Below are 20,046 nucleotides of genomic sequence, written 5' to 3' on the forward strand. Positions count from 1 at the left end.
TTATGCTCCATCAGCAATTGGTCAGGTTGCCTGCCGGTGCGTCACCGCCCGGCGCGCGCTGGCGGTAATCTTTACGGCTGTCTTCACGGCTCAGTTGCTGCTGAAGCTCGGCAAAGGCGGCCTGCTGCTCCTGCAGGGAGGATTCAAGCTCAGAAATGCGCGCGTCCTGGTCGGATAGGGATTTATCGGTGCGCTCGCTCAGGTTCTGCTGCTCGGTGGCGACCAGCTCAACGGCTTTGTGCACGTCTGAAAAACGCGCATCGTCGGTCTGCTCTTTTTTGGTAAACAGCGCGGATACGCGGGCAAAGAGGGAGGGCTTTTCGTCCTGGTTTTCTTCCAGTTCAATCAGCGTTTCTTCAGCGGCGGTAAATAGGTTTTCAGGGCTTAGCTTGCGGTTAGCCAGCGGGTTCTGTTTGGCGGTGGCACTGAAAGCCAGCATCTCGGTGCCCAGGCTCGCCGGATCGTCAGTGGCAGCCAGGCCGACAAGGTAGGCCTTGCCGGTGTCAGCAAATTTCGGGCTGACTTCCATAGAGGTGAATTGCTTTTGCCACTGCTTAATCAGACTAATCAGGTCAGGCGACGGGTTAATTTCGGCGTACAGCGCCATTTTCCCTTTTAATGGCCCTTCCGTGATTTCTTCGGCGGTTAAGCCGGTGACATGCCCATAACGCTTAAACGTGCCATCCGGCGAATAGCCTTTAATGTGCTCAAGGTTAATTTGCGCCGTATACACCGCAGGGTTGTAGCTGGCCGCCATTTGTACCAGCCATTCGCGCTGGATTTCGCGCCCGTCGGTGGTGGCACCTTCCACCCCGATGCGGAAACGCTTTGCTTTCACTGTCATGAGCCGTGCTCCGTTAGAAAAAACTTACTGGAGCCTTATGTTTGCGGTGATGGGGGAAGTGAAACAACGCGCGGCGCTTGTACGGTCAGCCACACAAACCGCAGCCGGGGAAAGCCGCCGGGCAAGGCCGTATGTTTGGGCCATGAACACGACAATGACCCCCGCAGACCTCGATCCCCGTCGGCAGGCCATGATGCTGTACTTTCAGGGATACCGCGTAGCCCGCATTGCAGAAATGCTGGGCGAGAAAGTTGCAACCGTGCACAGCTGGAAAAAGCGCGACAAGTGGGGTGAGTATGGGCCGCTGGATCAGATGCAGCTCACCACCGCCGCGCGCTACTGCCAGCTCATTATGAAGGAGCAGAAAGAAGGGAAAGACTTCAAGGAAATTGACCTGCTGGCGCGCCAGTCAGAGCGTCATGCCCGCATCGGCAAATTTAACGACGGCGGCAACGAGGCCGACCTTAACCCCAACGTGGCGAACCGCAACAAAGGCCCACGCAAGCCACCGGAAAAGAACGTATTCAGCGACGAGCAGACCGAAAAGCTGCAGGAGATTTTCCACAGCTCGATGTTCGCCTATCAGCGCCACTGGTGGGATGCGGGCAACCGTCACCGCATCCGTAACCTGCTCAAGTCCCGCCAGATTGGCGCGACCTTCTTCTTTGCCCGGGAGGCGCTGATTGACGCCATCACCACCGGGCGCAACCAGATTTTCCTTTCCGCCAGTAAGGCCCAGGCGCACGTCTTTAAGCAGTACATCATCGACTTTGCAAAAGAGGTGGATGTAGAGCTGAAAGGCGATCCGATGACGCTCAGCAACGGCGCGTGCCTGTACTTCCTCGGCACCAACGCCCGCACAGCGCAGAGCTACCACGGCAACCTGTACCTGGATGAATATTTCTGGATACCGAAATTCCAGGAACTGCGCAAGGTGGCCTCCGGTATGGCCATTCACAAGAAATGGCGGCAGACCTACTTTTCAACCCCATCCAGCCTGACCCACAGCGCCTATCCGTTCTGGTCCGGCGCGCTGTTCAATCGGGGCCGCGCCAAATCGGACAAGGTGGATATTGACCTGACCCACGGCAATCTGGCCCCGGGCCTGCTTTGCCCGGACGGTCAGTACCGCCAGATCGTCACAGTGGAGGATGCGGTGCGCGGCGGCTGTAACCTATTCGACCTGGACCAGCTGCGGATGGAGTACAGCCCTGACGAATACCAGAACCTGCTGATGTGCGAATTCATTGACGATCTGGCGTCAGTGTTCCCGCTGAGCGAGCTGCAGGCGTGCATGGTGGACAGCTGGGAAGTCTGGTCTGACTTTCAGGCGCTGGCACTGCGCCCGTTTGGCTGGCGCGAAGTCTGGATCGGCTATGACCCGGCGAAGGGTACGCAGAACGGCGACAGTGCCGGGTGCGTGGTGGTAGCACCACCCACGGTGCCGGGCGGCAAATTCCGCATTCTGGAGCGGCACCAGTGGCGGGGGATGGACTTCCGCGCCCAGGCTGACGCCATTAAAAAGCTGACCCAGCAGTATAACGTGACCTATATCGGCATCGACTCGACCGGCGTCGGCCACGGCGTCTATGAGAACGTTAAGGCGTTCTTCCCGGCGGTCCGGGAGTTTGTCTACAACCCCAACGTAAAAAACGCCCTGGTGCTTAAGGCATACGACATTATCAGCCACCGGCGCCTGGAGTTTGACGCCGGGCACACCGACATTGCGCAGTCCTTTATGGCAATCCGCCGCGCCACCACCGCCAGCGGGAACCGCCCAACCTACGAAGCCAGCCGCAGCGAAGAAGCCAGCCACGCAGACCTGGCCTGGGCAACGATGCACGCACTGTTTAACGAACCGCTGCAGGGCGAGGCCGCCAATACCAGCAACATTGTGGAGATTTTTTAATGAGTGAACACGACGCCCTGACCAGCACCGCGCCAGTGCAGGAAGCCGCGCAGCAGAAGAACACAACTCACGCCGAAGCGTTCAGCTTTGGCGATCCGATCCCGGTACTGGACCGCCGCGAACTGCTGGACTACGTGGAATGCGTGCAAATGGATAAGTGGTATGAGCCGCCCGTGAGCTTTGACGGGCTGGCCCGCACCTACCGCGCCGCCGTGCATCACAGCTCGCCGATTGCCGTTAAGCGCAACATTCTGACCAGCACGTTTATCCCACACCCGCTGCTGAGCCAGCAGGCATTCAGCCGCTTCGTGCAGGACTATCTGGTGTTTGGTAACGCCTATCTTGAGAAACGGACGAACCGGCTCGGCGGCATTCTGTCGCTGGAACCATCACTGGCGAAATACACCCGCCGCGGGATCGACCTTGACACTTACTGGTTTGTGCAATATGGCATGACCACACAGCCCTATGAGTTCACCAGAGGCAGTATCTTTCACCTGATGGAACCGGACCTGAACCAGGAGATTTACGGCCTGCCGGAATATCTGTCCGCCATCCCCTCCGCCCTGCTGAACGAGTCCGCTACGCTGTTCCGCCGGAAGTATTATATCAACGGCAGCCACGCGGGTTTTATCATGTATATGACCGACGCCGCGCAGAACCAGGAGGACGTGAACAACATCCGCCAGGCCATGAAAAGCGCCAAAGGGCCGGGCAACTTCCGCAACCTTTTTATGTACTCACCCAACGGCAAAAAGGACGGCATTCAGATCATCCCGCTGTCAGAGGTGGCGGCAAAGGATGAGTTTTTGAACATCAAGAACGTGAGCCGCGATGACATGATGGCAGCGCATCGCGTGCCGCCGCAGATGATGGGAATTATGCCGAGTAATGTTGGAGGATTTGGTGATGTGGAGAAGGCGAGTAAAGTCTTTGTCCGTAATGAACTAATGCCACTTCAAAAAAGTTTAGAGGAGATTAATAACTGGCTTGGCATCCAAGTAATTAAATTCGATGATTACAGTTTGTAGAGTACAAGGTGGCAACGCCACCTATTTATTTAAAAACGTATACTCTTGTGCAGGAGTAATCCGCGCGGAAAACACAGGCATTAGTTTGTTTCTAGCCATAATATAATATGACCTTTTTTGATCATTTTTTATACACACCAGCATCGCATGAGCATCATTACCTTCAACAGGAGCATATTTAGTTGAAAATAAAGCTACCCCATTTTCATCCAAAACACTGTTTACTTTTGGGTGTTCTACTTCTGAAAAGAATACATTTTTCCTGGTCCTATCGTCCGGACCATTCTTTTCTTGAGCTCTATTCTTCTGGATATGAACTCTTTTCAAAACAACAGTTTCGCTTGCTAAGCGTTTAATATCCAAACTTAAACCTCTATCTTTGAGATCAGAAGTTGGAATAGCGTTATTTTCCAATTGATTAAGCTCCCTATTATAATGCTCAGAGTCAAAAAGCGTTCTGATGAGCACATCATCATTTAATATATCTTTAACTTTCTGGCCCCGAACTTGATCACCACGACAAAAGCTCCAGCATTTTTGTAGAAAAGCCTTTATCGATGGAAACATCATCATATTCCTCTTCCCCATTGAGTTTATTCTTGTAGTAATAGGAGTATTCACCCTCACCAAAGAATGCCATATCGATTAAGTAGCCATCTGTATTCCAGTAAAAGTTTACCTCACCATCTGCTACAGCACGAATCTTAGGTGCCGTCAAAGAATGTTTTTCAATCACATTAATTAAAATACTTTTAGCTTCATTGATTGCCTCAGCATTGGGAGCTACTGAGTCGGTCCCTAACCAGCCATCCCGCAAAAATCTAAAACTCTCTAATATATTAATCAAGCCAGATTTTTCAAAAAGCAAAAATTGTCTATCACTTAATAACTTAGCGAACAGATTACCACTTGACAACTCCGAGAAATAGTTATCCACCTTAACATGACCAATGAAACTATTAGTCGCACTGAGTATTTCTCGAGTTATTTTACTTTCAGCTTTTTTAGGATTAAGTAAACGATCATACTCCGCAAATCCGTGAATGAGATCCATACCAACGGTTAATCCACGGACATATGTTTTGGTACCTTCCGTTAAATTAGAACTACCAAAAAAACCACCTTTACCAGACTCAAAAGATGTCGGATGTATATTTACACAAACACTAGTCATATTCCGCCCCCAATAACTCCAGCGCTTCATCCGTTAAGAATGAAAAGAAATATTCCTTAGTTATCATATGTAATTCATCAAGTCCACTTGACAATTCACTTTCAAATGAAGCCAAGTCTTTTGAAATTACATTCCTAATACAATCGACATCAATAAGGAAACCTTCCCTACTTTTGATTGAAGGGTTTGCAAATTCTGCTTTAGCACTTCCAGCCATTTGAATGACAACAACACTATCAGCATTGAATATCTCGGTCCTTGCTTGAGATGTATTAAAATCCAATCTAAAGTTACCCATTGATAAATTGACATTCAACATTTTATCAAGCGAAGAACAATTTTCAGGTTCGATAATATCTATATACTTCAATGAGAACCTTACTACTCTATTTATAAGTGAGTAATTTATAACCTTTCTGTAAACATCCATTATAGCAAATTTGAACTTATCCCATCCTTCATAAGGAACATTGTAGATTAGCTGTAAAACCTTATCACCAATGTGAACCTGAAATTTTTCAGTTTCAAGAATAACTAATGGAGCATAAATAAAATTAGGATCAGTATTTCTAATACTTTCTGGTATTTCAGAAACAGGTGTTTTGGTGATAGTAGCCCCTGGCATGTGATTAAATAGCAAGCCGGGTAAAATACTCGAAAGCGGTACAACGCTTTCAAATCTCATTTCAAATATAACACCTACTAATAGGTCTTTCCTTAACCGTGTAGGAAGTTTTCTGGTCATTGCATCCTCACCAATACATACGTTATTGAGTAAATATAACAATCCTGTGCAGTATCTCAACTACAAGTATTTGCTAATGTGTTCAGTTTAACATCTTAGGCAGAGAAAGCCACTGCGCGCGCTCGTATCCCCGCCACGCCTGCCCGCTTTATGGGTTGGTTTTCATGCACTTGCATGACATAAGCAAAAGCCCGCCAGTTCTGGCAAGCCTCAGCAAAAACGATCCTCTAACGATCATGCGTTTTCATGCAGCATAGACATGCACAACAGCACTAACGCCTCGCATCGCTCGTTGTTCAACCTTGCTAGCGTCAGAATCAAGTCCTAACGCCAGCAACGTTCCTATGCCTAACTGGGGAGATCCATGGAACGGTTGTACTCATGAGTACGGATTTTCGCCATCAACTCATCAGTCAGCTCCGAAACCCACTGGATAGCAAGCCGCTTCTCTTCATCATCGCACTCACTAGCCGCTACAAGCTTCACAAAAAAATCAATGCGCTGGAGTTTCAACGACTCCAAAAAATAGTCCTGCATCTTCCCCTCCAATCAAAACAACTGTATATAAACACAGCATATAATTAACCCTCAAATGTAAATTGTTTTTTCTATGTTTCAAACAGATGGCTCGAATGCGATGCTTTACAAGAGACGACGGAATGAGGAAAAAATCGATGCGTAAAGCATGTATTGAACTTATGGCAGGAACTAACGCGGCCTGCCTGGTTGCAGGTGAACTAGGCACTGGCCGCTGCCTTTACTTGGTTGTAGTGATGGAAGACATATTTGGTAAACCTACAACAGAACAATGGCTAAAATCCTTAAGGCTCTGCGAGGCCAAGGCGGCTGAACTGAAGTATGAAGTTGCCCGCATTCGCGGTAAGAATCTGGCTGGCTTGTAACCCTTCAATCTAAGGCGCCTTAGAACCACTGGCGCCATTTATCATCTTCCTGCAACCGCTGATTCCGATAAAACAGGCGCATCCCTGCTCCAGACGGGATACTACCGCCACGCAAAAGCAGATCAACTTCCGCATTGCTTGCATCAAACCCTCTGGAACTCAGTTCTGCCTGAAGCTGCAGGCGCTGCTGCTCCGAAATACTCTGTTTGTATGCTTTTTTCCGCTTCGGTTTTATCAGTCTTAACCTGGTTGTCAGCTCCCGGCGTTCCTTCTGGCCCATATTGTGTAGGTAATCCTGCAGTTCCTTCTCGTTCATGATTTTAATATCTGGCAGATTCCCCCCTCTCTGGTTCAAATTTTCAACAGGGGGACAGTTATTGCCACGAGTCCAAGGGGCGCAAGCGCCCTGGTCGGCTGCCGCCTCCTGAACATCAACGGCCTTACGAACCTTTTTCCACTTCACCACGTGCGTGCAAATCTTGCCCTCTGCAATCGGGGACCAGATGCCATAGATACGGATACCGTGATCGCCGTAGGTGCTCGGCTCGTCGTTAAGCTCATAAGCCGTGCGGACAAGGTGATGTTTGCAGGGAACCAGCACACCGCCCTGCTTCATGATGTAGGTGGCAAAGCAGCCCGCATCAGCTGCCGCCAGTACCGCATCCAGACGCGGGTTATCCAGTACCGGTGCTCCCGCCTTGCGTTCGCCCTGCACTCTCGCCGCCTGACCAGCCAGCAAGCGCAGCTCGCGGTATGCCTGACGCCCCGGAATACCAAAGAAACGAAATTGCTGGACACGGTGCAGTGACGCCCAGGCGCTGACATGCTCGGCGCTGTCACGCAGTGATCTGCCGGTTTCTTTGCTGATTTCTTTAGCCAGCCCGCGCCCGTCGATGTTCTTGCTGATGTATTTAGCGATATAGCTGGTCGGTGTGCCCTTGCGCGGGTTGATAAGCTCGGACTTGAAACGCGGACCCGTATTGTTGCCCAGCTCCTCGCGGTCTTCGCGGATGGCAAACTTGCGCAGCATCGCAGTGATGGAACGGCGGTCTTTTTTGCGCATAAAGCACAGAAGATGCCAGTGCACGGTGCCGTCATGGTGCGGCTCTGCCACACGGACGCCATACCAGCGAAGACCCGCCTTGTGCATTGCCTTGCGGAAAGCGGCGAACGTATCAACCAAATAGTCACTGCTCTGCCGGACGGTGGCGCTGGTCCACTTCGGATTAGGTCTGCCGTTGTTGAGGGTTGCGTGGAAGCGTGACGGGCAGGTGATGGTATAGAACACTGCGCAGTCTCCGCGCATTTCCGCTATCAGCTCCAGTCCCTTAACACAGGCCATCATTTCATTACGGCGGTGTGCCGGGTTGCTGTTGCTGGCATTCACCACGTCTTCCATGTCCAGCGTGTCACCGTCTTCGTTGACCAGCTCATGTGAGCGGAAGAACTCCAGCGATTTGCGGCGCTGCTCGCGCTTGTGGATCACGGCTTCATAGCTGACATACGGGGACGCTTTTTTGTTGACCAGGCAGACAGCACGCAGCTGTTCCTCCCGCCACTCGCAGCGCATCTGCCACAATTTGCGATACCACCAGTCCGCGCACAGCATCCGCGCCAGCGACGGTGGGATCAGTTCATAGGGCACCGGCTTGCGTCGACGCTTTTTGCGGCGTAACTGCTCAAACGCAGGCGGGATGATCTCAAGGCGCATCGCCTCTGCTGCAACCCTTTCCCATGCCTGGCGGATTTCTTCTGGTTTTACATCATCGCTGACAAACAAATCACCGCAGGCCGCATCGAGACACATGCTCATATGTGCCGCAACCAGCGTGGAAAGGCGCTTGACCTGATCCTGATTCATTTCAGGCAGTACCAGCAGCCCCTCCAGCCCGTCATGGCTCGCCATGAACCGGAAAGAGGCAGACACCTGACTGTCACGCACGCGCTCCAGCCGCTCAAGACACGGCCTGATTGTTTCGCGCAGGTAGCGGGAATAGGCTTTTGCTCTGCCCAGGCTATGGAAATATTTAATCCGCTCCAGCAGAGGCTTGCTGATATGGGACGGCATGGCGTTAACGTCAGCCAGAATGACCAGATCGGGATTAAAACGCTGCTGCTCGCGCGCCATTTTGGCACGACTAATCAGCCTGTCCTGCTCCATTTCGCACTGGACAGGATCACGGGATTCATTGAAGAAATAGCGTTCCCAGACCTCATCGCTCAGCGCCTCACGGCGCAGCTGCTTTTGCTCGTTATCCGCAGCGTAAAGAGCGATCAGGTTTGAAAGCGCAGACTCCGGCGCAACTTCCGCCGGGTCTACATACGGGTTTACCGCTTTTTTAGGTGTGTTCCATGGAAATGCGGCTTTCACAACATTTCCCCGTAGCCATCAAGAAAAGCGCCGATAAACTCTGCTGCAACTTGTGGAACTATCGCGTTACCGTAGCCGCGCAAACGTCCCACTCTGGCGGGAATCCCATCAGCCAGCGGGAATGTGCCGGATTCAACCGGCCTGAATCTCCCATCCCTGTATCCAATCCAGTCAGCATCTTTCCAGAAGCAGTTATTCTGATTGCACAAGTGAGATAGGTTGCCTGGCTTGGCAGGTCGTCCAGTTTTCCCTTTCTCTCCATTTCTTTCTGGCATCCCTGAAAGCTGCGACTCCCCTTGCTGCCATCCACTGCGCGAGGTGTCGCCCATGTCGCCAATCGTGCCGCTCCGCCCAATGTTGTCCCTCTCGCTGGATGCATTGCTGCAGCCCCCATCCCGGCAACCTGATTGTTGTCTATGGTCGTGACTGTAGGCCACGGAGCCAAACCCTGCTCCGTCGCATAATCCAGCCGGTCGAACGTCCGATCCTTCCCGTCTTTCCGAATGACGGTTTTTCCACTCCCCTTGAAATCGTTCGCAGTAGGAGTGGGCCATGCAGCCAGAATTACTACATCCTGTAGGTTCTGTTGCCTCCCCGCCTCTTTTCTTCTGATAACTTTCAGCCAGTCCGTGTAGCCGTTCACCACTCCATTCTGGGCGCAAGGGCTGGGCCATGCTGACCGCACCAAAATAAACCCTGTCACGCTTGTGCGGGGCACCGACGCTTGCCGCTGGCAATACAGCCGCCCCGCAGGCGTAATTTTCTCTTTCCAGCTCATCGAATAGATCATCGAGCCAGTGCTTTCCAATCGCTGCTGCAACTTGTTCGCCAAAGAGGATTGGAGGGTGGCACTGAGTGACAAGCCGCATGAAAGTTGGTGCGAGATGTCGCTCATCGAGCTGACCGAGTTGTTTTCCTGCTGAACTAAATGGCTGGCATGGCGGGCTTCCTGTCCAGCAAGCAAAGTTGTCTGGGACGCCTGCGAGGCGTAATGCGAATGACCATCCGCCAATTCCGGCGAAGAAATGGCATTGCGTGAACCCTTTGAGGTCTGCTGCTGTAACATCCGAAATACTCCTGTCGTCAACAATTCCAGGTGCAATTAGCCCTGCATCAATCAGATTTCGCAGCCATTGAGCCGCAAACGGATCAAACTCGTTGTAGTAGGCCAAGGTGCTCATAACTGAACCTCAGCAAAAACAGTGCGATCAGCGCTGTGGGCCATATCAACCCCAAACCAGCCTGCTGATTTTGTAGCGATGATTTCTGCTGCGGACTTACTATCACCGGCAGCCACACCCATGCTGCGCTTTGCGGTGATACGGTGACGGGTGAAATTGCGATAAAGAGAACGGGTCAGCGATGTGTCGCTGTTGGACACGATAACCGGATAACCTTCTGATGACCGGCGTTCAAGAATAGACGCCAGATGATATTGATCGTCCTCCGTAAAACCGGCAGTGTGATAAGCGGTAAACGTGCCATCGTATGGTGGATCACAATAAACAACATCACCCGTCCGCAGCAGCGCCAGTGTTTCGTCATAGCTGGCACAGATAAACGTTGCGCGTTGAGCCTTTTCTGCAAAAGCGCGTATCTCATGTTCAGGAAAATACGGATTTTTATAATTACCGTAAGGGACATTAAAATGACCGCTCAAGTTATAGCGGCACAGCCCACGATAACCATGACGATTGAGATAAAGGAAATATACTGCTTTCATGAAATCAGTAATTTCAGAGGAATGATTAAATTCATGCCTAATGTTGTAATAAGCAACTTCTCTATTCGCAATCGCAAAAATATTTTTTGCGCGTGATATGAAAACTTCACAATCAAGGGCAATTTTTTTATATAGGTTGATAAGGTCTGGATTAATATCCGCGACAAGATAATGAGGATAGTCTGTCGCCATCATTACAGCGCACGAACCCGCGAAAGGTTCAACCAGTCGCGGACCAGCAGTAAGGTGCTTAATCAGTTCCGGCATGATGGCGGTTTTATTTCCCGCCCATTTCAGGATAGTGCTCATACAACACCTCCGTTGTAGTGTTTGCCTTTCAGCTCTGCGATTTCCTGACAAGTGACGCAGCACTGCACGCCCGGAATGGCGCGGCGGCGAGCTGGCGGGATCGGAGCATCACACTCCGCACAGAGAACACGGGAAACGCCCGGCATTTTGGCGCGGGCATTGTTGATATGGCGCTCACGATCTTCCTGTTCGCGCAGCTGGGCGAGGTCCATAGAGTCAGCCATTAGTGCAGCTCCTGAGATTCGTTTTCGTAGCGGGTTGCTTCGCAGCGCAGTAGTTCAGCCGCTTCAATACCGTTTAACCCTTTGTTGGTGATGTGGGTTGCCAGCGCCTCAAGGCGGATTGAAACTGCGAGCGCGCGGCCTTTGCGCTCCTCACGTTTGGCAATATCGATCACTGCCATAAGCTGGGCTGGTCGGTTTCGGGTACAAACATTTTTGGTAATTCTTTCTGCATTGTTCTTTCTCCTGAATTTGGGCAAAAGAATGCCCGGCGGGTTTACGCCATTGATTTCTGTTGTTGATTAATTCGGCATGGTTAGCCGTTTGGGAAATAAGCTCACCACTGCACGAAAATGATTCATTGCTTTCACCAGTTCCCGCTTTTCGTCAGTAGTCAGATCACTAATATTGACGCCATGACGTTCTGCCGGAATTTTTGCCATATAAAAAATGGCTGCCAGCGCCCGCTCATTCTGTTTATTATTTACGTCGCGTGGATCTCGCATATCTTTAATAAACCTTTCAAGCTCTGGATCAATATTCAGACCAAACACCTTAGCCCTCAATTCCGCAATATGATTCAGTCCGCCCAGGCGTTCCCCAGGGCTTAACGGAACAGTCGCTGCAGTACCTTCGATAGCCATGTTTCCCCCTGCTTGATGGTTGACAGGTCAGCCAGCAATTCATCCTGTGAGCGGCACGGATGCCAGCGCTTGCCATCTTTACCTGCAATCCAGCCATGGCCGAAGTGCATTCCTGGGCTTTTCTTGACAAGCAGTGATGCAAATGACGGTTCGTTATTCAGCATAAGCACCTCAGATCAGACCGAACGAAGCGCCGAGGCCCGTCACTGTATCCACAGCGCTTGCCATCGCCGGGTTAGCCTGCAAACGCGCCTGCATCGAAACGGCGGCCAGTGCCATCAGACGAGTTACAGAGTTAATGCTGCTGATAACATCGCGGCGGCCTGCAGTGGTTTTCACATCACCAGATACAGCACCGGCAGCAACACGTCCGATTTCAGCAGTAGCGCTCATGACGTAATGCGGCAGCTTCTCTTTTGCCACTTCGTTCATCGGTACGCATGGCAGGCAGTGAATCTGAGCCAGAAAACCGTCAACCAGCGTGGAATCCTCAGTAAGATCGGTAAGCAGCCAGATTTCCGATGGATTGAGCTGATGCGGTTGCTCAGGGTTCAGCTTGTTACGCAGCGTCTGGACGTTCATTTGCGCGCGTTCTGCCAGCTTCGCCATGTTGTGACGCAGCGCGAAAGCCCGGCAGGCTTCGTCAAAGTGTGGATGTTTGGAAACGCGATAATCAAACATGATCCCCTCTTCCCTTTTCCATAAAGTGAATTACGAACCAATAACAAGTTGAAAACGTGAATGACCAAGAGCTTTACGCATTTGCTCTTCTTTCCAACGTGCGTAGTAAATACGGATGGGACCACCGGCTTTTTTACAACCTTTACGTATTGTGCGCGGTTCAATTGGCACGCAAGGATTATCACCAGTTGTCCAGCGATAAGCAGTACGCTCGGAGACACCTTCCAGCTCAGCAAACTGCTGCAGGGTAACGATGGGGGCAGGTACTTTGATGATTGCGATTTCAGAAGCCATGATGCATGATTCCCTATTTGCTGTTTTAGACAATGTTGGCCTCTCATTCCCCAATGTTTGCCAACATACACACCTCACTGATGAGCAATGTAATTAACTTTTGAGCATTGGTCAACATGGAAAACACTAATGAGCATAAACAAAAACACTTTTGAGCCTCTAACTATCCTTGACAGGATCATCTCTGTTTATGGCTTCACCCAAAAATTGCAGCTCGCAAATCACTTTGAAATGTCACCAAGTTCTCTGCAGAATCGATACACACGCGGCACTATCTCTTACGATCTAGCGGCGTTCTGCTCGCTTGAAACTGGTGCAAGTCTCAGGTGGATTCTGACCGGGGAGGGGGAACAATTCGAAACCAGCCCTTCAATCACTGATCCTAAAAAAATGGATCTTTATATTCTCAAGGATGGTGTTCTTGAAAAAAATTCCATATTGAGCATTGACCCTAATATTTTGAGTAAGCAGATATCAAAAGGGATTGCAGTTCGAGCAGAAGGAAAGTTGCATTTTGTTGATCAAGATTCCCCACATTCCGATGGCCTATGGTTGGTAGATGTTGAGGGAGCAAACAGCATTCGCGAGTTGACCATTCTTCCCGGTAGGAAACTCCACGTTGCAGGTGGGAAAGTGCCCTTTGAATGCGGTTTTGATGAGATAAAACTGATTGGTCGTGTGGTGGGTATCTACAGCGAGGTTAACTGATGGCAATCCGTAAAAACCCTGCTGGCGGCTGGACTTGCGAGCTTTATCCGAACGGGGCAAAAGGCAAACGCATCAGAAAGAAATTCGCCACCAAAGGCGAGGCGCTGGCGTTTGAACAGTACACAGTTCAAAACCCGTGGCAGGAAGAAAAGGAAGACAGACGCACGTTAAAAGACCTAATTGACTCATGGTATAGCGCTCACGGTATTACCCTGAAAGATGGTCTCAAACGCCAGTTAGCTATGCATCATGCTTTTGAGTGTATGGGCGAACCGCTCGCACGCGATTTCGATGCGCAGATGTTTTCCCGCTACCGGGAAAAGAGGCTAAAGGGTGAATATGCCCGTTCAAATAGGGTCAAAGAGGTATCGCCTCGGACACTTAATCTTGAGCTGGCCTACTTTCGCGCAGTGTTCAATGAACTTAATCGGCTTGGCGAATGGAAAGGAGAAAACCCGCTAAAAAATATGCGCCCTTTCCGCACTGAAGAAATGGAAATGGCCTGGCTAAATCAGGAACAGATCGCCGTACTGCTTGCTGAATGTCAGCGCCATGAAAATCAGGATTTGGTCAATGTGGTAAAAATTTGCCTTGCGACTGGCGCACGTTGGTCTGAAGCCGAACAATTGAAAAAAAGTCAGCTCACAAATTTCAAAATCACTTATATCAACACGAAGGGCAAAAAAAACCGCACCGTCCCTATTAGCAAGGAGCTATTTAACACCCTACCAGATGATCGAGCAGGTCGGCTCTTTAGTGATTGTTATGGCGCGTTTAGGTCTGCTCTTGAGAGAACAGGTATCGAATTACCGGCAGGGCAACTGACCCACGTTCTGCGTCACACCTTCGCCAGTCACTTTATGATGAATGGTGGTAATATTCTGGTCCTGCAACGAGTCCTCGGCCATACCGATATTAAAATGACGATGCGATATGCCCACTTTGCCCCTGACCATTTAGAAGATGCTGTTAAGCTAAACCCATTGGCGGTGAGTGGCGATAAAGTGGCGGTAGAAATGGCGGATAATGGGTAATTGGTGGCAAACAATGACAACCTATGTCAATGATAAATAATGCAAACTATTGATTTTCGGTTGTTACTGTATGAACTCATAATCGCTTGGTCGCTGGTTCAAGTCCAGCAGGGGCCACCAGATACAGCAAGGGCTGGCGCTAAACGCGCTGGCCCTTTTTTATTCGGGGATATGCCGGGGATATTCCAGAAAAGTAATTATAGTGATTTATGGTTAATTTATGACCGCCCACACCATCTCACCCCAATCTTTTATTTTCGCGGGTGTAAAAATTCGATGAAGCGGGCCGTATGGCGTTCGGTAACCTGCGGGGATTGTCTTACCACCTACCACCAGCGCTAGTGGTTCCCGGCTAACCAGCCAATCAAAACACGATAAAAACGTATATTTTCTGGGCGCTTAATTGCGAATTCGCAGATCGTATATGGTGGGGGATTCTGGCTGTAATTATTGCGGTGAAGCAAGCGCACCAAAAGCCCCTTTCCGAACCCGGAGGACAATCACAGCGCACTTTTGAACCGTGTACGGCGGCGGGTACGCCGTGAAAACTTACACGCGGCTCATCGTGTCATTGACCCGATAACAGGCATTATTTAATTAAATAATTATCTAATTATTTACACCACTCCCTCGCTTCCAACCCTCGCCACGCGCTGTTAAGTCTATAGAGGGGGCGGCGGCTATACCATCTGCATCGTAAAACAAAGAGGAGGTTGTAAAGCTGTATACAGTGCCGTGAATCGTGAAAGAGATGTTATTGCCTATGCCGTCTACTTTCGCGCGCGGCGTGTTCGCCGTGAGCGTGGGTGCGATATGTTGTTTTTCGAGAGCCACCAGCGGATCGCCGTCAATCTTGCTCGCCAGAAAATAGCGGTAAACATTTCCCGTGGTCATGTCCGGCTCTGCGTATTCAGTGATATATAACCACGTCCGGGGCGTGAGCTGGCGAATCTCATAAATCTTGTCTCGCACCGTTAAGCGCTGGATATGCTGAAAATAACAGTACCCCGCGATCATCAGAGCCATAAGAATAGTGGCGATCCAGTGCAGCGCCTTAAAAATGGTGCTGTTTAACATAGTCTATGCCTTGCCTTATCCAGAATTGGTCTATCGGATCATCACCAAATGGCGGGGCCCCCGTGAAATTACCCCATTCTGGTCTTGATGTGCCGGCTTTCCACTGAGCCGCGCCAGCAGCTATATGCAAAATCTCTGCAGGAATGCCGGCAGCGTAACCTACCGCGCCATAATGAAAATTACCGAAGTCAGCCCATATCCGTTTTTTTTGTTTGAAATCCCATGGGCCGCCGTTTCTTACTCGCTCATAAAACCACACATACGTAAGCGGGGCGGCCATGTCTTGTACTTCGTTACGCGCACGCGCGAGCCTGATATGTTCGCGCAAAATCTCCAGCCCGCGCGGCGGGTAAATCGGTATACATGCCATCGTTAATCCCTTCTGCCCGGCAAAACCAGCAACATAAGAGCAACGGCGCGGCGCGGTACTGTTTGAGATCAATCTATTAATTTTATTTGCAACATCAATAAGTAACACGTTTAAATAATACGAATCTATAACACAATTTGTATTACCTGCGATCAGGTTTTAGCCGTTAATGGGGGGTTTATTCTCATTGTTATGAGCGGATCACCTGGAAGTATTGCGATGGAAACGTCCAATATTCAGACGCGTGGAACGAGCGTGTAACAGCGTAAAAAAAAGGGGCGGTTAACAGAAGCGGTTCAACTCAACCCTTTAAACTTGATAAGTGGCAGAAAAATGGCAGCACAGCGCAGCACTATGCAATACTTTTCGACAATATACGAAATCCTACGCGCTTGAATTTACTGTAACTCATTGTTTTTAATGAAATATTGTTCGCTCTCATAATCGCCTGGTCGCTGGTTCAAGTCCAGCAGGGGCCACCAGATACAGCAAGGGCTGGCGCTAAACGCGCTGGCCCTTTTCTTTACAACCCCTAAAACCCGGTAATCACTCTTCTGTTAGCTTCTCAATTCTGGCTCCAGCGCGTCGGGCGGTAACGGGCAAAATATCCAGCTTGCAAACATAGCCATCGGGATCGAGCCCACGATTATGCGCCTTCGCCTGCTGTAAAATCGCATCATCCCAGTACACGCGTTTTCGCTGATCCCCCTGCGTGGTAAGGATAAATTCTGTCCCACCTTCTACCGCCCGGTAGCGCCGCCAGCTGTTGGCAGGAACAGAAATAACCGAACGTTCCGGCGCAATAATGCTGACCTCTTCCCCTTCCTGATTCCACGTCACCTCCAGTGATCCTTTGAACACCATAATGACCTGAATATCAGGGCAAAGATGACGCCCCACCTGATGCTCAGCCCGCAAGCGAAGCCATTCCACGGAGAAGCCGTGCGGTTGCGTGACTGGCGGTACACTGTGACGGTCCTGTGAAATGCCATAGCCAATAACCGGGGCAATTTCGCCGCCGTGACCCGGCAGAACCGCATCCAGCAAGCCCTCCGACGACCACTGGCGCTCCTCGCCCGTCACTGCTCGCTGACGCATCTCCTCAATGGAGTAATCACGCAGAGCCGCAATCTCCTCCGGGGCCAGCGGTGCCAGCAGGCCCGATTTCTCAGGCAGAGTATCACCCGCATTTACATCAATAAGCATATTATCTTTGCTCAGATACAGCCCATACTCGCTGGCCGCCTCCAGTATCGACGGATGCCAGATAATCCCACCGGTATTATTGCCACCCAGCACGGTATACACCATGCCGCAGGTATCTTCCTTGCTGACATTAGTAAAACCCCGGAATATCCACGTCGGGATGGTGAGAATAGCGGGCGCGCTGAATTCCGCCTCGTGCTCACCGTTTGCCCCCCAGCGAAAACGCCAGCATCCTTCATGAATTAAAAAGACCTCGGCGGTAAAGTGCAGGTGCAAATTATTGGTCACGCCCTTCGGCATCGCCGCTGCACCAATATTAAAACCATGCGGTTCAGGGATATTGACGACCTGTGATGAAGACTGAGTCACGCCGGGGCCAATAAATGAATAGTTCTGCTTGAGGTGTGAACCCGGCAGCTTGCAATCAATAAAAGCCAGATTGCAGGAGACCATATCTTCCGGTGCGACCAGACGGCTGCGGGCCTGCGCAGCGGTTAACGTAATTGCGTTCATTTCAGCTCCTGTTAATAACCGGACGCGCCGGTAGTAGGGATTTCAGTGCCGCGAGCAAGAGCGATCGCTTCGCGCGATGCGCGGCCCAGTTGCATAACGTCGTTAGCGGGTGTCACAAAATTGAAGCCCCCGGCGATGCGGTGCGCGGCGGCTGTGCCGGAGGTGCAGAAAATACCGGCGATTTTGTGCTTCTCCCGACAGCGGCTGACGACCCGCTCAATGGCCGCGAGCATATCCGGATGGGTGGATTCTGCGCTGGCAGTCCCCGTCAACGTCAGGGAAAGATCGTTCGGGCCAATAAAGACGCCGTCCAGCCCTTCGGTATCCAGAATCGCATCAATGTTGGCAAGCCCTTCGCGGGTTTCAATCATCGCCAGCGTAAGAATTTCGTGGTTAGCATGCAGAGGATAGTCGGAGCCACCATAGAGCAGACCCCGCGCAGGGCCGAAGGAACGATTACCATGCGGTGGATAACGACAGGCAGAAACGAAGCGTTGTGCCTGCTCTGCCGTCGATATCATCGGACAAATCACGCCGTAAGCGCCCGCGTCTAATAGCCGCATAATCTGCGCTGGCGTATCGTCAGCGACCCGCACCAGCGGTACGGCAGGCGTAGCCGAGAGAGCCTGTAACATCGCCAGTGCACTGGCGAAATCTATCATCCCGTGCTGCAAATCGACCGTGACCGCATCGTAACCCTGATGCCCCATGATTTCGGCGCTGTAGCTGGAAGGAATGGCCAGCCAACCGTTGATGACCGGGCGATGTTCCGCAATCGCCGTTTTGATTTTATTGACTCGCATTCAAAGACTCCGTAATCCATTTCCGTAACGGAACAGCGGCGTTTTCCGCCGACTCGAGGATAAAAAAATGTCCCGTTGAACTCAGGGTGATCCACGTGGCGTGGGCTGCGCTTGCGGCAGCTAACTGGTGGTGTGCAGGCGTACAGACAGGATCATGCTCGCCATTCATGATGAGCACCGGACACAAAAGAGCGCTCAGCGCCGCACGGTTATCACGACGGCCGATCGCAATTTCAGTCTGCCGGGCAAATACTGCGCTGTCCGTCTCCTGCGCCATCAAGCACAGGACGTCATGTAACTCCTGGTTGTCGAGGCTGGACGGTGCCACATACTGGTGCCAGAGGGTTGAAGAGAGCCATTTCCCGTGCCCCTGTTCGCGCGCATTCCTGACGGCAGCCCGTCGGGTAGCCGCGTTTTCAGGACGATCCGCCAGCGGATTGACCGACAGTAATGCCAGCCCCGCCAGCCGCTCAGGCGCATCAGCAACCATTTGCAGCGCGACAATAGCCCCCAGAGAGAAACCCGCCAGCAGGAAGCGCGGTGGCAGCACGTTCAGGAGCCGTCGGGAAGACTCCTGTGCCGAATCGGCACAGGACAGGGTCAGGCAAATAACCGCCGGGACGTTCAGTTGAGCAATCAATGGCTGCCATAGCCGGGCATTGCAGAGCGTGCCGCCGATTAACACCAGCGGCACATCGCTATTATCGATAAAAGAGGCATTCATGTTGCGGTCCACCCTCCGTCCACCATCAGCGCACTGCCAGTGATCATCGCCGCCGCGTCAGAGGCAAGGAACACCACCGGCCCCATGACATCTTCCACTTTCCCCAGGCGTGGCAGCTTAATGTTGCTCATCACGAAGCGGCGAAAGTCCGGGTCGCTCAGCGACTGACGCGACAGCTCGGTTTCAATAAAGGTGGGGCATAAGGTATTCACCCGAATTCCGGCCTCGCCCAGCTCAAGCGCCATCGTGCGCGTCAGCCCTTCAAGGGCAAATTTCGACGCACAATAGACGCTGCGCTGCGGCCCCCCCACGTGACCCATTTGCGATGAAAGATGAATGATGGAGCCTCCGTTGCCCGCCTCGCACATGCGCCGCGCGATCTGCTGGCTGACAAAGAAAGTCGCCCGCACGTTAAGCGCCATGACCGCATCAAAATTCGCATCGCTGACCTCCAGAAAAGGCTGGTGGCGAGCCAGTCCGGCGCTGTTAACCAGAATGTCCATGACCGGTAGCTGGCGAAGAGTCTCCTCTACCTTTTGAGATTCCGTGATGTCCAGCGCCAGCGGATGCAGCGTCAGGTGTTCGCCAGCAGCAAGCTCCACTGCGCTGGCCAGATCGTCACGATTGCGGGCGGCGATCCAGACTTCGGCTCCGGCCTGAGCCAGCGCGACCGCGCAGGCAAAGCCGAGCCCCTTCGATCCTCCGGTCACCAGCGCTCGCCTGCCAGCCAGGGAAAATGACGGTGTCTGAGGAAACCTCATGA

General features: G+C 51.6%; 25 protein-coding genes. 5 read left to right on the plus strand and 20 right to left on the minus strand.

Annotation, left to right across the window (positions count from 1 at the left end):
• Window positions 1-10: 10 nt before the first annotated feature.
• A complete protein-coding gene (locus tag EoCCA6_RS08420) occupies window positions 11-844 on the minus strand; it encodes a GPO family capsid scaffolding protein (protein ID WP_045353915.1) in 834 nt (277 codons plus the stop codon).
• A 142-nt stretch (window positions 845-986) separates the two neighbouring features.
• On the opposite strand from EoCCA6_RS08420, the gene EoCCA6_RS08425 reads away from it, so the two are divergent.
• On the plus strand, window positions 987-2,753 hold the full coding sequence (locus EoCCA6_RS08425) for a terminase ATPase subunit family protein (RefSeq protein WP_045354200.1): 1,767 nt from the start codon (window positions 987-989) through the stop codon (window positions 2,751-2,753).
• A complete protein-coding gene (locus EoCCA6_RS08430) occupies window positions 2,753-3,784 on the plus strand; it encodes a phage portal protein (protein WP_045353917.1) in 1,032 nt (343 codons plus the stop codon). Before EoCCA6_RS08425 ends, EoCCA6_RS08430 begins: the two co-directional genes overlap by 1 nt.
• 21 nt (window positions 3,785-3,805) lie before the next feature.
• Here EoCCA6_RS08430 and EoCCA6_RS08435 read toward each other — a convergent pair whose 3' ends face one another.
• The 4 genes from EoCCA6_RS08435 to EoCCA6_RS08450 form a co-directional block, all read right to left on the minus strand.
• A complete protein-coding gene (locus EoCCA6_RS08435; protein WP_143757823.1) occupies window positions 3,806-4,357 on the minus strand; it encodes a hypothetical protein in 552 nt (183 codons plus the stop codon).
• Window positions 4,296-4,958, minus strand: a complete 663-nt coding sequence (locus EoCCA6_RS08440; protein ID WP_152082298.1) for a hypothetical protein — start codon at window positions 4,956-4,958, stop codon at window positions 4,296-4,298. The genes EoCCA6_RS08435 and EoCCA6_RS08440 overlap by 62 nt, the downstream gene beginning before the upstream one ends.
• The gene (locus EoCCA6_RS08445; RefSeq protein WP_072044650.1) at window positions 4,951-5,703 is read right to left on the minus strand and encodes a TIGR04255 family protein; all 753 of its coding nucleotides are present in this window, start codon (window positions 5,701-5,703) and stop codon (window positions 4,951-4,953) included. The genes EoCCA6_RS08440 and EoCCA6_RS08445 overlap by 8 nt, the downstream gene beginning before the upstream one ends.
• Before the next feature lie 348 nt (window positions 5,704-6,051).
• Window positions 6,052-6,240 carry a hypothetical protein gene (locus EoCCA6_RS08450; RefSeq protein ID WP_001749760.1) on the minus strand — a complete coding sequence of 63 codons (189 nt, stop codon included), beginning with the start codon at window positions 6,238-6,240 and terminating at the stop codon, window positions 6,052-6,054.
• Between the two features lie 137 nt (window positions 6,241-6,377).
• On the opposite strand from EoCCA6_RS08450, the gene EoCCA6_RS08455 reads away from it, so the two are divergent.
• Window positions 6,378-6,605 (plus strand): hypothetical protein, encoded by a 228-nt coding sequence (locus tag EoCCA6_RS08455; RefSeq protein WP_152082299.1) that lies wholly within the window; start codon window positions 6,378-6,380, stop codon window positions 6,603-6,605.
• Window positions 6,606-6,624: 19 nt separating this feature from the next.
• On the opposite strand, the gene EoCCA6_RS08460 is transcribed toward EoCCA6_RS08455, so the two are convergent.
• From EoCCA6_RS08460 to EoCCA6_RS08500, 9 genes are all read right to left on the minus strand, one after another.
• Window positions 6,625-8,976 carry a replication endonuclease gene (locus EoCCA6_RS08460; RefSeq protein ID WP_152082300.1) on the minus strand — a complete coding sequence of 784 codons (2,352 nt, stop codon included), beginning with the start codon at window positions 8,974-8,976 and terminating at the stop codon, window positions 6,625-6,627.
• Window positions 8,973-10,157: a DNA cytosine methyltransferase gene (locus EoCCA6_RS08465; RefSeq protein WP_152082301.1), complete on the minus strand. Its 1,185-nt coding sequence runs from the start codon at window positions 10,155-10,157 to the stop codon at window positions 8,973-8,975. Before EoCCA6_RS08465 ends, EoCCA6_RS08460 begins: the two co-directional genes overlap by 4 nt.
• The gene (locus EoCCA6_RS08470) at window positions 10,154-11,008 is read right to left on the minus strand and encodes a DNA adenine methylase (RefSeq protein WP_152082302.1); all 855 of its coding nucleotides are present in this window, start codon (window positions 11,006-11,008) and stop codon (window positions 10,154-10,156) included. Before EoCCA6_RS08470 ends, EoCCA6_RS08465 begins: the two co-directional genes overlap by 4 nt.
• Entirely contained in the window at window positions 11,005-11,232 is a 228-nt protein-coding gene (locus EoCCA6_RS08475; RefSeq protein ID WP_152082303.1) for a TraR/DksA family transcriptional regulator, read from the minus strand. Before EoCCA6_RS08475 ends, EoCCA6_RS08470 begins: the two co-directional genes overlap by 4 nt.
• Window positions 11,232-11,411, minus strand: a complete 180-nt coding sequence (locus EoCCA6_RS08480; protein WP_152082304.1) for a DUF2732 family protein — start codon at window positions 11,409-11,411, stop codon at window positions 11,232-11,234. Before EoCCA6_RS08480 ends, EoCCA6_RS08475 begins: the two co-directional genes overlap by 1 nt.
• Window positions 11,412-11,531: 120 nt before the next feature.
• Window positions 11,532-11,873 carry a DUF5347 domain-containing protein gene (locus tag EoCCA6_RS08485; protein ID WP_152082305.1) on the minus strand — a complete coding sequence of 114 codons (342 nt, stop codon included), beginning with the start codon at window positions 11,871-11,873 and terminating at the stop codon, window positions 11,532-11,534.
• On the minus strand, window positions 11,837-12,037 hold the full coding sequence (locus tag EoCCA6_RS08490; protein WP_152082306.1) for a phage filamentation protein Fil family protein: 201 nt from the start codon (window positions 12,035-12,037) through the stop codon (window positions 11,837-11,839). Before EoCCA6_RS08490 ends, EoCCA6_RS08485 begins: the two co-directional genes overlap by 37 nt.
• A gap of 7 nt (window positions 12,038-12,044) precedes the next feature.
• On the minus strand, window positions 12,045-12,554 hold the full coding sequence (locus EoCCA6_RS08495) for a phage regulatory CII family protein (RefSeq protein ID WP_152082307.1): 510 nt from the start codon (window positions 12,552-12,554) through the stop codon (window positions 12,045-12,047).
• Between the two features lie 30 nt (window positions 12,555-12,584).
• Entirely contained in the window at window positions 12,585-12,848 is a 264-nt protein-coding gene (locus tag EoCCA6_RS08500; RefSeq protein WP_045406986.1) for a hypothetical protein, read from the minus strand.
• A 129-nt stretch (window positions 12,849-12,977) separates the two neighbouring features.
• Between EoCCA6_RS08500 and EoCCA6_RS08505 the strand changes: the two genes are divergently transcribed.
• On the plus strand, window positions 12,978-13,556 hold the full coding sequence (locus EoCCA6_RS08505) for a phage repressor protein CI (protein WP_152082308.1): 579 nt from the start codon (window positions 12,978-12,980) through the stop codon (window positions 13,554-13,556).
• The gene (locus tag EoCCA6_RS08510) at window positions 13,556-14,590 is read left to right on the plus strand and encodes a phage integrase (protein ID WP_152082309.1); all 1,035 of its coding nucleotides are present in this window, start codon (window positions 13,556-13,558) and stop codon (window positions 14,588-14,590) included. The genes EoCCA6_RS08505 and EoCCA6_RS08510 overlap by 1 nt, the downstream gene beginning before the upstream one ends.
• A 609-nt stretch (window positions 14,591-15,199) precedes the next feature.
• On the opposite strand, the gene EoCCA6_RS08515 is transcribed toward EoCCA6_RS08510, so the two are convergent.
• The 6 genes from EoCCA6_RS08515 to EoCCA6_RS08550 all read right to left on the minus strand — a co-directional run bounded on the left by EoCCA6_RS08515 (window position 15,200) and on the right by EoCCA6_RS08550 (window position 20,044).
• The gene (locus tag EoCCA6_RS08515) at window positions 15,200-15,667 is read right to left on the minus strand and encodes a hypothetical protein (protein WP_152082310.1); all 468 of its coding nucleotides are present in this window, start codon (window positions 15,665-15,667) and stop codon (window positions 15,200-15,202) included.
• On the minus strand, window positions 15,645-16,145 hold the full coding sequence (locus EoCCA6_RS08520; protein WP_232623271.1) for a polymorphic toxin type 44 domain-containing protein: 501 nt from the start codon (window positions 16,143-16,145) through the stop codon (window positions 15,645-15,647). Before EoCCA6_RS08520 ends, EoCCA6_RS08515 begins: the two co-directional genes overlap by 23 nt.
• A gap of 438 nt (window positions 16,146-16,583) precedes the next feature.
• Window positions 16,584-17,756: a cupin domain-containing protein gene (locus tag EoCCA6_RS08535; RefSeq protein ID WP_152082311.1), complete on the minus strand. Its 1,173-nt coding sequence runs from the start codon at window positions 17,754-17,756 to the stop codon at window positions 16,584-16,586.
• A gap of 11 nt (window positions 17,757-17,767) precedes the next feature.
• Window positions 17,768-18,559 (minus strand): HpcH/HpaI aldolase family protein, encoded by a 792-nt coding sequence (locus tag EoCCA6_RS08540; RefSeq protein ID WP_152082312.1) that lies wholly within the window; start codon window positions 18,557-18,559, stop codon window positions 17,768-17,770.
• On the minus strand, window positions 18,546-19,283 hold the full coding sequence (locus EoCCA6_RS08545) for an alpha/beta fold hydrolase (RefSeq protein WP_152082313.1): 738 nt from the start codon (window positions 19,281-19,283) through the stop codon (window positions 18,546-18,548). Before EoCCA6_RS08545 ends, EoCCA6_RS08540 begins: the two co-directional genes overlap by 14 nt.
• Window positions 19,280-20,044, minus strand: a complete 765-nt coding sequence (locus EoCCA6_RS08550) for an SDR family NAD(P)-dependent oxidoreductase (protein WP_152082314.1) — start codon at window positions 20,042-20,044, stop codon at window positions 19,280-19,282. The genes EoCCA6_RS08545 and EoCCA6_RS08550 overlap by 4 nt, the downstream gene beginning before the upstream one ends.
• Window positions 20,045-20,046: the final 2 nt, after the last annotated feature.

It is taken from the genome of Enterobacter oligotrophicus (assembly GCF_009176645.1).
Lineage (GTDB): Bacteria > Pseudomonadota > Gammaproteobacteria > Enterobacterales > Enterobacteriaceae > Enterobacter > Enterobacter oligotrophicus.